This is a genomic window from Microbacterium sp. Root322 (genome assembly GCF_001425645.1).
GTDB classification, from domain to species: domain Bacteria; phylum Actinomycetota; class Actinomycetes; order Actinomycetales; family Microbacteriaceae; genus Microbacterium; species Microbacterium maritypicum.
Map to the genome: position 1 here is coordinate 1,111,593 of NZ_LMCS01000002.1, position 13,328 is coordinate 1,124,920.

The following is a 13,328-nucleotide window of genomic DNA, read 5'->3' on the forward strand; positions in this document are numbered from 1 at the left end:
TCAGAATCGCGGGGCCGTCTGGCACCACGAGGCGTCGAAGCCGGTGAGGGCGACGATCTCCTTGCCGGAGGCCATGTCGATCAGGTGCGTCTCGACGTTCTCCGGCAGCGGCAGCAGCATCCCGTCGTAGGCGTTGTTCGCCAGGTCGGGTGCGACCACCACGGCGGCATACTGGCCGCTCGGCGATGCGCACGCCTGCAGGATCGAGTCGGTCGAACCGACCTCCACCAGCGGGGTCGCCGCCCCGTCGTCGTCGACACGCACGACCACCTGTCCGATCGGGAGTCCCTCGTCGTCGCGGGCGACGACGTGGCGCAGCGTGCCCCCGGGGAACGGCGTGATCGAGCTCGCGATCCCGTAGTCGGGATCGGATGCCGCGAGCGGCTGCTCAGAGCCATCCGCCAGGTTGAGCTCGACCACCGCACCGTCGAGCCTCTCGACGATCGCGGTGTAGGTACCGCGGGAGATCCCCTGGATGGTGGCGGCGAGGCCGAGCGCCTGCACGCCGGTATCGGTCGAACGGTCGACGAGCGAGAGCGCACCGTCGAAGTCGATGAACAGCACCGCCGCGCTGTCGGGCACGAACTGCCAGACGAACACGCTCGCCTCGGCTCCGGCGACCTCGATGATCTGCGGGTCGCCGTCGCCGGTCAGCGACTGGGTCACGAGCACGCTCGCACGGCCTTCGGTGTCGCTGAGCTCTTTGTCGGAGTAGCTGTAGCCGACGAGGCCGCCTCGCTCGGAGACCTGGATCGCACCCACATAGCCGTCGCCGGGGAGCTTCAGCTCGCGCGGGTTCTTGCCGTCGCGGTCCATCACGAGCAGCCGGGATCCCTCGTCCTCCTCCACCGCCACGACGAGCTTCGTGGAGGTCGCGCGGAAGTCGTTGATCTTGTCGTGCTCGAAGACCGGGACGGCCTTCTCGCCGCTGAGGTCGGTGAGGAAGATCTTGTCCTTGCCCTCGACGTCGCGGCGTAGCAGGAAGATGTTCGAAGGCGGCGTCGTGAAGCTCGTGGTCAGCGTCGTCTTCGGCCCGCCGCCGGCGCCCACGGCATCGGCCACACGGATCGTGTACTCGGTCGAGTCGTCGAGCGGGACGGTGAATCGCACGCCGACGCCGCGACCGGAGGCGTCGACCGTGAACGGCACGGCCGGTTCGACCGTGACCTGCGCGGGGTCGATGTCGGCGAGGGCTTGGTTGGCGGTCAGGATGACACGGCTTCCGGACGACTCGATCGCCTGCGCGGCGTTCACCTGCACGTCGCTGATGCGCGGCCCCTGCAGAAGACTGGCGATGCCCAAGCCGGTTCCGACGACGACGAGCACACCGAGAACCGCGACGAGCGTGAGCGCGAACCGGCGACGACTCACGGGCGTGTGCGGGGCCTCCCGGCCCACAGGGGCGCGAGGCGCCGGCGGCGCAGGGAATTCCTCGGCGGCCTCGGCCTCAGCGGCAGAGATCGGGTCGGCAGAGATCGGGGCGGCACCGATCGGGGCGGCACCGACGAACACCGGCTCCGTCGCGAGCGGCACGGGCGGAAGCGCGGTCGCCTCGGCATCCTCGCGCGCCGCGGCCTCGAAGGCGGCCATCTTCCGGGCGGCGGCCTCCTGCTCGGCGACCTCGCGGTCACCCGCCTCACGCACGGCGGCCTCACGAGCTGCGGCCTCGCGGGCGGCAGCCTCACGAGCGGCGGACTCACGAACAGCAGCATCCTCTGCACCGGCGGCGGGCTGTGCAGCGGGCTGCGCGGCGGGCTGTGTGCCCTGGTCGACGGGAGGGGCTACGTGGTCGGCGGATGCGACCGCGCGGTCGATCCGCTCGGCCTCCGCCGCCTCGGCGGCTTCTCGCGCTGCACGCATCTCCGCACGGGTGCGCGGGACGGCGGGCACCTCTGGGCGCTCGTCGTCAGTACTCATACGGGTCTCCCGGCTCGTCGATCGCGACGACATCGGTCGGTTCGATGCGCAGCTTGCCGTCGGCATCCGCTCGCACGGTTCCGGTGATCTCGACCCATTGGCCGGTCGCGTACTCGTCGGCCTTCACATCCACCGGCAGGACGGCGGTCTGGGCGTCGATGACGCAGTGGGTGATGACCAGACGGGTCAGATTCACACCGTCACCCGATTCGCCGGGCGTCACGAAACCTCTGAGCGTGACCGCTGCACCGTCGTAGGCGGCCGTGTTGGTCGCCGCCGAGAAGACGCTGGCCCAGTCGCCGACGCCGAAGGTCGAGGTGTCGGCCACGCCGAGCGCTACCGTGTCAGCGCCGACGAACAACGCGCTCTGCTCCCCCGCGCGCGACATGGCGAGCTCGACCGACAGCGAGGCCGGCGGCAGGATGAGACCGGCGACGACGACGCCCGAGGCGATGACGCCACCGGTGACGGCCGCGACGGCACCGAGCGTGCGGCGGGAGGAAGCCGGGACCTCGCGCCCCTCCGTGTCGTCCACAACAGCGGCGGCAGGCCCGTGGTCGTGGCCGTGGTCGCCCTCCTCGCCGAGCGGCAGAGTGCACGACCAGATCGCTCCGGCCAGGGTGACGACGGCGGCGGCGCAGGCGAACCACACCGACTCGGGGCTGATGTAGAGATTGAGGCGTCCGGTGAGACCGAGGCCGAGCGTGACCACCGAGATCACGGCGGCGAGTCCCACCCCCAGCCAGCGGGTGCCGAGTGCGCGTGCGCGAGCGGCCGTCTGCTCAGACAAGGACGTTCACCCCGATCCCGATCGCGAAGGCCGCAGCCAGGACGATACCGACGATGCCGACCAGCGTGCGAGCGGTGAACGTCGTGCGCATGAGCGCGAGCATCTTGATGTCGACGAGCGGACCGACCAGCAGGAAGGCGACGATGGCACCGGAGGAGAACGTGGAGGCGAAGGACAGCGCGAAGAACGCATCGACGTTCGAGCAGATGGCCACGGTCATCGCGAGTGCCATCATCGCGACGATCGACAGCACCGGGTTCGATCCGATCGCCAGCAGCCACTCCCGCGGGATCAGCACCTGCACGGCTCCGGCGAGCGCGGAGCCGATCACGAGGGCGGGCATCACGGCACGCAGCTCGACGAGGAACTGCGTGAGGCTGCGGCGAACGGGCGTTCCCGGTTCGTGGGTGACGCGATCGCAGGTGTCGACGAAGCGCTGCGTGAGCATGCCGTCGGGATCGGGGTGCCGGCTGTAGATCCACCCGATCAGGTTGGCGATGAGGTAGCCGCCGACGAGGCGGGCGACGAGGATGCCGCCGTCCCAGCCGAAGGCCGCGTGCGTGGTGAGGATCACGATCGGGTTCACGATCGGCGCCGCGATGAGGAACGTCATCGCCTCGGCCGGGGCGAGCCCTCGCATCATGAGCCCACGGGCGAAGGGCACGTTGCCGCACTCGCACACCGGGATCAGCATGCCCAGCAGCGACAGCACGGCGCGACGGGCCCAGGCGCGCTTCGGGAGCCACCGGTGGATCACATCGGCCGGAAGCCACACCTGCACCACGATCGACAGCAGCACGCCGAGGACCACGAACGGCAGGGCCTCGATGAGCACGCTCAGCGCGAGGGTGAGCCCGTCCTGCGCCCTGGTGGGCAGCGAGGCGGGGAACAGCGTCGGCAGGAAGGCATCGATCAGGAACAGGGCAGCGATGATCGCGGCGCCGAGGCCGACGCCGATCCAGGCCGATCGCGGCGAGGGTGCCGGGCGATGGGAGTGGCCGTGACGGGTCGCCGTTGCTGCCGAGGAGCTCACGCGGACGCGGCCCTCTCGGCGTCGCGCTTGTTCGCGCAGGGAGTGCACAGACCGAAGATGTCGACCACGTGGGCGGCCTCGGTGAAGCCGTGCAGCGCCGCCGTGCGGTGCGCCCACTGCTCGACATCCTTCGCCTCGATCTCGACGGTCAGACCGCAGGATCGGCAGATGAGGTGGTGGTGGTGGCCCTGCGTGGTGCAGGCGCGGTACAGCGCCTCGCCCTCGGGGCTCTGCAGCGAGTCGGCGTCGCCCGAGGCGGCGAGCCCCGCCAGCGCACGGTACACGGTGGCCAGACCGATGCCGGTGTTGTCTTCGCGCAGCGAGGCGTGCAGGCCCTGCGCGCTCACGAATCCGCGGGCGTCGGCGAGTGCTTCGCGCACGCGTTCGCGCTGCCAGGTGTTCCGCTGAGCCATAGGAAGAGTCTAGGCCGCGGGGGTTGGCGAGGGCTGGGAGCGGATCTCAGACCCGCACACGGCGAACCCGGGCACGCGAGCGCTGCACGATCCAGCAGACGACGTAGATCGTGAACGACAGCGTGGTGATGTAGGGGCTCACCGGCAGTGTTCCGGCGAGGGCGAGCAGGATCCCGCCGACCGCCGAGACGAACCCGAACAGCGCGGCCAGCAGCGGCACGGCGATGGGACCGGCGGTGACGCGCATCGCTGCGGCCGCGGGTGTGACCAGCAGCGCCATCACCAGGAGCGCCCCGATGATGTGCACGCTGACGGCGACGATCAGGCCGAGCAGCACCATGAACAGCAGACTGACGGCACGGGTCGGCACCCCGCGGGCGGCGGCCGATTCCGGGTCGAGCGAGTCGAATCGCAGCGGATTCCACATCACCAGCAGCCCGATCAGCACGACCATGCTGATGCCGATCAGCCAGCCCAGGTCGGGGCTGGAGACCGAGACGATCTGGCCGGTGAGCAGGCTGAAGCGGTTGGCGCTGCGGCCGTCGTAGAGCGAGAGGAAAAGGATGCCGAGGCCGAGGCCGAACGGCATGAGCACGCCGACGATCGAGTTGCGATCCCTGGCCTTGGCTCCGAGGACGCCGATCAGGATGGCGGCGACGAGGGCTCCGCCGAGGGATCCGGCAACGACGCTGCCGCCGAGGAGGAGGGCTGCCGCGGCTCCGGCGAACGACAGCTCGCTCACTCCGTGCACCGCGAACGCGAGGTCGCGCTGCATCACGAAGACGCCGATGAGTCCGCCGACGATGCCCAGCACCGCGCCCGCGATGATCGAGTTCGCGAGCAGGGCGACGAGCTCGCCGTAGTCCTGGAAGGAGAAGACGTCGCTCCAGTCCACCAGAGGCACCATGCCCAGTGCGACGCTCATGCCGCTCCTCCGTGCTCGTGGTCGCCGTGGTCGTGGTGGGGCTCGGCGTCGGGAACTCCGACGACGACCAGCCGGTCGCCCGCGCGCAGCACGAACACCGGGGTGCCGTAGAGGTCGGTGAGCACGCGGGTCTGCAGCACCTCGTCGGGGGTTCCGAGCAGGAACCGCCCCCCGGCGATGTACAGGATGCGGTCGACCCGCCCGAGGATCGGATTGATGTCGTGGGTGACGAACAGCACCGCCGCCTCGCGCTCGCGGCGCTGGCGGTCGATGATGTCGGTCACGGCGACCTGGTTCGCGAGGTCGAGGTTCGACAGCGGCTCGTCGCACAGCAGCAGGGCGGGTTCGTCGGCGAGGGCCTGTCCGACCCGGAGGCGCTGCTGCTCTCCTCCCGAGAGGAGTCCTACCCTGCGGTCGGCGAAGTGCGAGGCTCCGACCGCTTCGAGCAGACGGTCCACCTTGGCCCGGTCGCCGCGGTGCGGGATCGGGAGGCCGAAGCGGCTGCCCTGCACGCCGAGGGCGACCAGGTCGCGCGCGCGCATGCTGGTGTCGGGAGCGAGCGAGCGCTGCTGCGGGATGTACCCGATGCGGGAGTTTCCGCGGTGCACGGGTTCCCCCGCGACGCGGATCGTCCCCGAGGACAGCGGCTGCAGCCCGAGGATGGTGCGAAGCAGCGTGGTCTTGCCCGACCCCGACGGGCCGAGCACCGCGATGAACTCGCCCGGCTCGACCGTGAGGTCCAGGCCCGACCAGAGTTCGCGATCTCCGCGGTGCAGGGACGCGTCGGAGATCGCGAGGACCGGTTTCTCGCGCTGTGCGGCGCCGCTCACGAGGTGACGGCGGCGGCGAGGCTCTGGATCGCGTCACTCATCCACTCAGAGTACGACGATCCGTCCTCGAGCAGCTCCGTGAAGGCGACGACAGGGATGCCGGCGTCCTTCGCCGCGGTCTCGACGCGCTGGGTCTCGGACCCGCCGGTCTGGGCGTTGGTCAGCAGCGCGGTGACCTGACCGCTGCCGATCACGTCGAGCGCCTCGAGCAGTACGGCGGGTGCGACGTCGGTGCCCTCCTCGACCGACTCTGCGAATCCTTCGGGCGTGACATCGGTGAAGCCGGCGGCGGCGGCGAGGTAGCCGGGCAGCGGCTCGGTGATGAAGACGTTGACGTCCGGCGCATCCGTCTTGAGGGTCGCAAGCTCCGTCTCGAAGCCCTCGAGGTCGGCAGTGAGGTCGGCCGCATTGGCGGCGAACTCCTTCGCGCCGTCGGGGTCGAGCGCGGTCAGCTCGTCGGCGATGGCCTCGACGACGTGGATCATGGTGTGCGGATCGAACCAGACGTGCTCGTTGAAGCCCTCGATGTGGTCGTGGCCCTCGTGCCCCGCCTCGTCTTCGGCGTGGTCGTGCTCGGCCTCGTCGGCGTGCGCTTCGTCGCTGTGCGCTTCGTCGGCGTGCGCCTCGTCGTCGTGGCCCTCGTTGCCGGGGAAGTCGTGCGAGTACTCGACGGCCGTGACGACGTGCGGGTCCTTCGCATCCTGCAGCAGCGTGTCGATGAAGGCGTCGTAGCCGCCGCCGTTCTCGATCACGAGGTCGGCCTTCTGCACGGTCAGCCGGTCGCGGGCGCTCGCCTCGTAGGAGTGCGGATCCTGCGAGGCGGACGTGATGATCGACTGCACGTCGACGCGGTCGCCGCCGATCGTCGCGGCGATGTCGCCGTAGACGTTGGTGCTCGCGACCACCGTGATGGTGCCGTCGTCGCCCTCGCCCGTAGCCGGGGTGGAGCATCCGGCCAGCGTGAGAGCGGCGACGGATGCGAGGGCGAGGGCGACGACGGGCTTCTTCATGCCCTCACTCTAAACGCTAATGAGAACCATTATCAAATCCTCGCCGTTTCTCCCTCGCCCATCTCACCGAGACCCACTCCGCGCGCCGAGACCCATCGCCGCAGACGACCGGGGCGATGGGTCTCGGCGAGCGCGATGGGTCTCGGCGCAGATGTGGGCGGAACTCAGGCGCGCAGGGCGGCCGGTGCGATCCAGGCGGTGGACTCACCGGGAAGCGCGGAACCCTCGAGCGGAAGGCTTGCGAGCACCGCGTCGGCGGCGTCCGCACCCAGGTCGAATGGCTCGGCACCGAAGTTCGACACCACCTGCCACCCGTTCGGCCGGGCGAAGCGCAGCACGTCGGCGCGTCCGGTGTCGATCCACTCCAGCGTCTCGTCGGCCTGCAGCAGGCGCCGCAGGCGCAGAGCCTCCCGGTACAGCGACAGCGTCGACGACGGGTCGGCCGCCTCGACGTCGACCGCGTACTGCGCGAACCATGCCGGCTGCGGGAGGTGTGCACCGCCCGCGCCGAAGCCCAGGGACGAGCCCTCCGCGGTCCACGGCAGCGGTACGCGGCATCCGTCGCGGCCCAGACCGTCGAACTCGGCACCGCGGAAGAAACCGGGGTCCTGACGCTGCTCCGGGGTGATCTGCGCCACCTCGTGCAGCCCGAGCTCCTCCCCCTGGTAGAGGTAGGTGCTGCCGGGAAGACCGAGCAGCAGCAGGGTCGCCGCGTGCGCCCTGCGGAGCCCGCCGTCACGATCGAGGCCCTCTGCCGGGCCACCGGCCTTGACCCACTCGGTGCCCTGCTTGACCGGGCGGCCGTTCAGCGCCGGGAGTCCGTAGCGGGTGGCGTGCCGGGTGACGTCGTGGTTCGACAGCACCCAGGTGGTCGACGATCCGGTCGCCTGCGCCTGCTGCAGGTTGTCGGCGATGATGCTCCGGAACTGCGCCGCGTCGTAGTCGGCCACCAGCAGGTCGAAGTTGAACGCCTGTCCGAGACCCTCCGCCGAGGCGTACTTCGCGCGGCGCTCCGGTGTCTCCACCCAGGCCTCGGCGACGGCCGTGCGCGGAGGGTCGTACTCGTCGAACACCGCACGCCACTCGGCGTAGATCTCGTGCACGTCGTCGCGGTCGATCATCGGATGCGTGCCCGAGGTGCGGTCCATCGCGTCGAGCTCGGCGCGCGAGGGCAGCGGCTCGCTGAGGTCCTTCGTGAGCATGTGAGCGACGTCGATGCGGAATCCGTCCACTCCCCGGTCCGACCAGAAGCGCAGCGTCTTCAGGAAGTCGGCGCGCACCTCGGGGTGATCCCAGTTGAGGTCGGGCTGCTCCACGGCGAAGTTGTGCAGGTACCACTGCCCGTCTTCGACCCGCTCCCACGCGCTGCCGCCGAACACCGAGTCCCAGTCGGTCGGCGGCTCGGAGCCGTCGGGGCCGGTGCCCTCACGGAAGATGTAGCGATCGCGCGCGGCCGAGCCGCGACCGGCGGCGAGCGCCTCCTGGAACCATTCGTGCTGGTCGGAGGAGTGGTTCGGGACGATGTCGACGATCACCCGGATGCCGCGGGAGTGCAGCGCCTCGACCATGTCGTCGAAGTCGGCGAGGGTGCCCAACCGCGGGTCGACGTCGCGGTAATCGGCGACGTCGTATCCGCCGTCGGCGAGCGCAGACGGATAGAACGGGCTCAGCCAGACCGCATCGATGCCGAGATCGCGGAGGTAATCGGCCCGCGAGACGATGCCCGGGATGTCGCCGATCCCATCACCGTTCGCGTCGGCGAAGCTGCGCGGGTAGATCTGGTAGACGGCCGCCTGACGCCACCAGGCGGCGTCTGGGGCGGTGCGGGTCTCGACGAGAAGCGCGTCGGTCATGAGGGGGGAACTCCTTCTTTCTTTCCGGGGGTCGGGGGCTTCGGTGAGCGTCAGCCCTTGACGGCGCCCTGCGTGACGCCTTCCATGACCCATCTCTGGGTGAACAGGTAGGCCACGATCGCGGGCGCCATCGCCATCAGGTACGAGGCGAACGCGACGTTGTAGTTGTTGCTGAACTGGTTCTGGAACAGGTTCTGCCGCACGGGCAGCGTCTGCAGCGCCGGGTCGGCGATGATGAGCGACGGCATCATGAAGTCGTTCCAGGCGTACAGGAACGCGAAGATGCCGACGGTGGCGCTCATGGGGGCGAGCAGGGGGAAGATCAGCTTCCAGAAGGTCTGCCAGGTCGTCGCGCCGTCGATACGGGCGCTCTCCTCCAGCTCGATCGGGATCGACCTCAGGAACGCGGTGAACAGCAGCACGCTGAAGCTCAGCTGGAACATGGTCGCGAGGATGATCACCCCGAACGGGTTGTCGAGCCCGACGCGTCCGGTGAGCTGGATCTGCGGCAGCGCCACGACGGGGAACGGGATGAACATCGCCGCGAGCAGGTAGAAGAACGAGTAGCGGAACAGCCGGCGGTCCCAGTTGCGCACGATCGCGTACGAGGCGAAGGCCGCCAGCACGATCGTCGCGATCACGGTGCCGGCGGTGACCAGCAGTGAGATACCGGCACCGACGGGGAACTTCGTCAGGGTCCATGCCTCGACGAAGCCGTCGAAGCTGAACGGGGCCGGGAGCGAGAAGGCGTTGCCGTCGACCGCCTGGCCCGTGGTCTTGAGGGCCATCGAGATGGTCACGTACAGCGGCAGGAGGACGGTGACGGCGCACAGGATCAGGATGATCGTGCCCGACCAGTTCACCCGCTCCATGCGCACGCGGCGCTTCTTGCCCGAGGTGGGGATGGTGGTGAGTGTCTGCGTCGACATCAGAGTGCGTTCCTTCCGCGCGTCAGCGACAGCTGGAGGAGGGAGATGAGCACGGCGACGATGAAGAAGATGGTCGCGTTGGCCATCTGGTAGGCGTAGTCGCCGCCGTTGAAGCCCGCGATGATCGTCATGGCGACGCTGCGGGTCGAGGTGCCGGGGCCGCCGTTCGTCAGGCCGACGATGATGTCGTAGGCGTTCAGGAAGCCCTTGAATCCGAGGATCACGTTGATCACCACGTACCCCGCCACCAGCGGGAGCGTGATGCGGGTGAGCTGCTGCGTCTTGCTGGCACCGTCGATGCTGGCCGCCTCGTAGACCTCGCCGGGTACCGACAGGAGGCCCGCGATGTAGATCAGCAGGGTGCCGGGCACGGCCTGCCAGGCGGTGACGACGACGATCGCGATCCAGGCGAGGTCGGGGTTGGCGAGCAGGCTCGTCTCGAGCCACGGGATGCCGGCTGCCGCGCCCGCCGCGGGGATCGAGTTGGAGAACAGGAAGTTGAAGACGTAGGCGATGATGATGCCCGAGATCACCATCGGGATGACGAAGATCGTGCGCAGGCCCGTCTTGAACCGGATGCGCGAGGTGAGCCCGACCGCCAGCAGGAACGCGACCACGTTCACGACGATGACCGTGGCGATGGAGAACCCGAAGGTGAACAGGTAGCTCTGCAGGATCGACGGATCGCTGAACAGCGCGATGTAGTTCGTCAGCCCGTTGAAGCTCCACTCGCCGATGCCGATGGAGTCGGTGAAGCTGAAGAAGATGCCGATGACACCCGGCACCGTGATCGCGAGCGTGAAGAGCGCGAGCGTCGGCAGCAGGAACAGGTAATAGATCGGCTCGACGCGACGCGTGTGCCGGCGGAGCTTTCGGTCGCCGCCGGTGACGATGAGGGTCGTGCTGTCGGCGGGTGCGGTGGGGGTGGTGGTGCTCATGGCGCGGACTCCTCTGTCTCGCCGGAAGCGGATGGGTCGCCCGACGCGGACGCGGTGTCCTTCGTCGAGGGGATCGGCGCGCGGAAGGCGATGCGGGCCCAGTCCGCGTCCATCGTGCGCAGGATGGAGTTCGGAGCGGCGCCGAGCACCATCGCCTGCGCGTAGTTCATCATCGGAAGCGTCTTGGGTACGAGCACCGAGGGGCCCTGATAGATCTGCCCGTTGTCGTAGTACTCGACCATGCCCTCGACCCGGGGGTCGTCGGGGGCGGAAGCGCCCTTCGTGGGGGTGAAGCCGAGCTGCGAGGCGTTGTACTCCTCGATGTTCTGCGGCTCGTAGAGGAACTCGAGGAAGTCGCGGGCGGCCTCCTTGTGGTGCGAGCCCTCCGGGATCATCGCGGCGAGGTCCATGTTGACGCGCACGCCGAGGTCGGCGGGGTCGTTCGTCATCGGCAGCGGGAAGGTGCCCAGCTGCAGGTCGGGCGCGGTCTTCGCGATCTCGCTGAAGGCCCACGGGCCCTGCAGGTACATCGCCGCCTCGCCCTTGCCGAAGGCGAGGTTGCCGTCGCCGTAGCCGCGACTCGGGGCATCCGCGTTCGTGTAGTCGTTCGCGAGCTGCAGCATCCTGTCCATCGGCTCGGTGAAGTCCTTCGAGAACGAGACGTCGGAGTCGGGTCCCACATCCGCTCCCTCGGCGGCGAGCGCGTCGAAGAAGTCGACCACGTCGACCGAGCCGCCGGCGGAGTAGTCGTACCACCCCTGCCCCACGGTCCAGTCGTCCTTGAACGTGCCGTAGAACGGATCGATGCCGGCGGCCTTCAGCTGGTCGCACACGGCGAGCAGCTCGTCCCAGGTCTGCGGAACCTCGAGGCCCTGCGCCTGGAAGATCTCCTTGTTGTAGATGACGGATGCGGCCATCACCGAGTACGGCAGCGCGCTCGTGCGACCCTCGCAGGATCCGTACTGGTCCATGAGCGGCTGCAGGTCGTCGCGGATGCCGGCGGCGGCGTCCGTCTCGGAGAGGTCGGTGAGCGCGCAGCGCTGCACGAAGCGCGCGATCTCGTAGTTGTAGTTGGCGAGCATGATGTCGGGCGGATTGCCCCGCACGAAGCTCGCCGAGACGACATCGACGCCCGAGGTGTCGATCTCGACCTTCACATCGCTCTGCGAGGAGTTGTACTCGGCGACGAGGGCGGTCATGAACTCGATCGCCTCGCGCTTGCTGAACGTGAAGCGGATGGTCTCCGCTCCCGTGCCGGCGGCACAGCCTGCCAGCGCCGTGCCGACCAGGGTGACCCCCAGGGCCGCGGCCACCGCTCGCACCGCGTGTGTTCGTCTCTCAGACACCGTCGTCCTTCCGTCGTGTAGATCCGCGTACTAAATCTAGTGAGCGAATTTACTCTGCCGAAGGGTACTCTCTCATTGGAAGACAGGGAGGTCAAGTGCCATGACAGAAGTCTCCGCAGACCTGGGAACAGGGCGCGCGAGCGTCGGCGCCATCCTCGACTTCGCCTGGACGGCCGGTGAGTTCACCGCGACCGAGGCGATGGCGGGCACCTCCCTCACCCGCTCGACCGCGATCGATGCGATCGACACGCTCGTCGGCGCCGACGTGCTGCGCGAGCTCCCGAACGCCCGCGCGGCCGGCACCTACCGCGCAGGTCGCCCCTCGCGCCGCTTCGTGCTGGCCCCCGACCTCGGCGTCGTGATCGGGGTGGATGCGGGAGACACCCACCTCGCCGTCACCGTCGCCGATCCCCTCGACCGGACCCTCGTGCATCATCGCGTCGAGTTCGAGCCGTCGCAGTCGGCCGCCGAGAGGCGCGCGACGATCCTCGAGCGCCTGGGCGATGCGCTCGCCGAGGCCGAGGTGACGCGCGACCAGGTGCTCGCGGTGTGCGTCGGCGTCGCCGCCCCCGTGAACCGCGACGGCATCTCCCCTCCCCACCCCGACGGCTTCTGGGAGCGCACCAACCCGGGCCTCGCCGAGGCCCTGCGCGACTGGGCTCCGGTCGTCCAGATCAAGAACGACGCACAGCTCGCCGCCATCGCCGAGGGCGCTGAGGGCGCAGCTATCGGGTGCCGCGACTATGTCGCCCTGCTCGCGAGCGAGCGGTTCGGCGGCGGCGTGGTCGTCGACGGCCACGTGCTGCACGGTGCGCACGGCGGCGTCGGCGAGGGCGTCGTGTTCGACCACATCGTCGGTGTGGGGTCGGCGTTCGGCCTCCGCTACGCGGTGCAGGATCAGGTGCGCGCGGCGGTGGATGAGGGCGAGATCGCCGCAGACAGCGCGGTCGGCCGGCTCGTCGAGGCCGATCGCATCGATCCCCGGCTCGTGCTGACCCTCGCCGCGTCAGGAGACGCGGATGCCGCGCTGGTCACCTCCCGCGTCGGGGCCACCGTCGCCCGCATCGTCGGCGTGCTCGGCAGCATGTACGACCCAGCGCGGGTCATCGTGTGCGGAGCGGTCGCCGAGAGCATCGAGCCCGTGTTGACCGCGGCCCGACGCATCCTGCCCGAAGAGCTGCACCTGCCGGCGCCCGAGATCCTGGCCTCGACGCTGGGGGCAGAGGTCGTGTCACGCGGGGCCGTCGCGACCGCTCGCCGCGCAGCCAGGGAGCATGCCGTGCCGCTGTTGGCCGAGGAGCGCCTGCGCGCGAGTGCCTGATCGGGCGCTCTGGCGCGTGACGC

Annotated in this window: 12 protein-coding genes; 1 reads left to right on the top strand and 11 read right to left on the bottom strand. The window is 69.5% G+C overall.

From position 1 onward, the window contains the following. The 11 genes from ASC55_RS10240 to ASC55_RS10290 all read right to left on the bottom strand — a co-directional run bounded on the left by ASC55_RS10240 (nt 1) and on the right by ASC55_RS10290 (nt 11,984). The gene (locus ASC55_RS10240; RefSeq protein WP_235563216.1) at nt 1–1,917 is read right to left on the bottom strand and encodes a hypothetical protein; all 1,917 of its coding nucleotides are present in this window, start codon (nt 1,915–1,917) and stop codon (nt 1–3) included. Further along, on the bottom strand, nt 1,907–2,707 hold the full coding sequence (locus tag ASC55_RS10245) for a TIGR03943 family putative permease subunit (RefSeq protein WP_055875036.1): 801 nt from the start codon (nt 2,705–2,707) through the stop codon (nt 1,907–1,909). The genes ASC55_RS10240 and ASC55_RS10245 overlap by 11 nt, the downstream gene beginning before the upstream one ends. Next, complete coding sequence (locus tag ASC55_RS10250; RefSeq protein WP_082524298.1) at nt 2,700–3,740, bottom strand: permease; 1,041 nt, start codon at nt 3,738–3,740, stop codon at nt 2,700–2,702. Before ASC55_RS10250 ends, ASC55_RS10245 begins: the two co-directional genes overlap by 8 nt. Beyond that, nucleotides 3,737–4,153, bottom strand: coding sequence for a Fur family transcriptional regulator (locus tag ASC55_RS10255; protein ID WP_017829745.1), 417 nt, complete (start codon nt 4,151–4,153; stop codon nt 3,737–3,739). Before ASC55_RS10255 ends, ASC55_RS10250 begins: the two co-directional genes overlap by 4 nt. A gap of 46 nt (nt 4,154–4,199) precedes the next feature. Then, nucleotides 4,200–5,078 carry a metal ABC transporter permease gene (locus tag ASC55_RS10260; RefSeq protein ID WP_442922349.1) on the bottom strand — a complete coding sequence of 293 codons (879 nt, stop codon included), beginning with the start codon at nt 5,076–5,078 and terminating at the stop codon, nt 4,200–4,202. Continuing rightward, nucleotides 5,075–5,908, bottom strand: coding sequence for a metal ABC transporter ATP-binding protein (locus tag ASC55_RS10265; RefSeq protein ID WP_055875039.1), 834 nt, complete (start codon nt 5,906–5,908; stop codon nt 5,075–5,077). Before ASC55_RS10265 ends, ASC55_RS10260 begins: the two co-directional genes overlap by 4 nt. After that, nucleotides 5,905–6,918 (bottom strand): metal ABC transporter solute-binding protein, Zn/Mn family, encoded by a 1,014-nt coding sequence (locus ASC55_RS10270; protein ID WP_055875043.1) that lies wholly within the window; start codon nt 6,916–6,918, stop codon nt 5,905–5,907. Before ASC55_RS10270 ends, ASC55_RS10265 begins: the two co-directional genes overlap by 4 nt. 164 nt (nt 6,919–7,082) lie before the next feature. After that, entirely contained in the window at nt 7,083–8,771 is a 1,689-nt protein-coding gene (locus tag ASC55_RS10275) for a glycoside hydrolase family 13 protein (RefSeq protein WP_055875047.1), read from the bottom strand. A gap of 50 nt (nt 8,772–8,821) precedes the next feature. After that, nucleotides 8,822–9,700, bottom strand: a complete 879-nt coding sequence (locus tag ASC55_RS10280; RefSeq protein ID WP_055875050.1) for a carbohydrate ABC transporter permease — start codon at nt 9,698–9,700, stop codon at nt 8,822–8,824. After that, complete coding sequence (locus tag ASC55_RS10285) at nt 9,700–10,638, bottom strand: carbohydrate ABC transporter permease (protein ID WP_055866606.1); 939 nt, start codon at nt 10,636–10,638, stop codon at nt 9,700–9,702. The genes ASC55_RS10280 and ASC55_RS10285 overlap by 1 nt, the downstream gene beginning before the upstream one ends. Further along, entirely contained in the window at nt 10,635–11,984 is a 1,350-nt protein-coding gene (locus ASC55_RS10290) for an ABC transporter substrate-binding protein (RefSeq protein WP_055875052.1), read from the bottom strand. Before ASC55_RS10290 ends, ASC55_RS10285 begins: the two co-directional genes overlap by 4 nt. Before the next feature lie 100 nt (nt 11,985–12,084). On the opposite strand from ASC55_RS10290, the gene ASC55_RS10295 reads away from it, so the two are divergent. Next, nucleotides 12,085–13,305 carry an ROK family protein gene (locus tag ASC55_RS10295; RefSeq protein WP_055875062.1) on the top strand — a complete coding sequence of 407 codons (1,221 nt, stop codon included), beginning with the start codon at nt 12,085–12,087 and terminating at the stop codon, nt 13,303–13,305. Nucleotides 13,306–13,328: the final 23 nt, after the last annotated feature.

Bases quoted from the DNA above. Each gene is read 5' to 3' on its own strand.
- ASC55_RS10295 (WP_055875062.1), top strand. From the start codon at position 12,085: ATGACAGAAGTCTCCGCAGACCTGGGAACAGGGCGCGCGAGCGTCGGC.
- ASC55_RS10275 (WP_055875047.1), bottom strand. From the start codon at position 8,771: ATGACCGACGCGCTTCTCGTCGAGACCCGCACCGCCCCAGACGCCGCC.
- ASC55_RS10260 (WP_442922349.1), bottom strand. From the start codon at position 5,078: ATGAGCGTCGCACTGGGCATGGTGCCTCTGGTGGACTGGAGCGACGTC.
- ASC55_RS10285 (WP_055866606.1), bottom strand. From the start codon at position 10,638: ATGAGCACCACCACCCCCACCGCACCCGCCGACAGCACGACCCTCATC.
- ASC55_RS10255 (WP_017829745.1), bottom strand. From the start codon at position 4,153: ATGGCTCAGCGGAACACCTGGCAGCGCGAACGCGTGCGCGAAGCACTC.
- ASC55_RS10270 (WP_055875043.1), bottom strand. From the start codon at position 6,918: ATGAAGAAGCCCGTCGTCGCCCTCGCCCTCGCATCCGTCGCCGCTCTC.
- ASC55_RS10280 (WP_055875050.1), bottom strand. From the start codon at position 9,700: ATGTCGACGCAGACACTCACCACCATCCCCACCTCGGGCAAGAAGCGC.
- ASC55_RS10240 (WP_235563216.1), bottom strand. From the start codon at position 1,917: ATGAGTACTGACGACGAGCGCCCAGAGGTGCCCGCCGTCCCGCGCACC.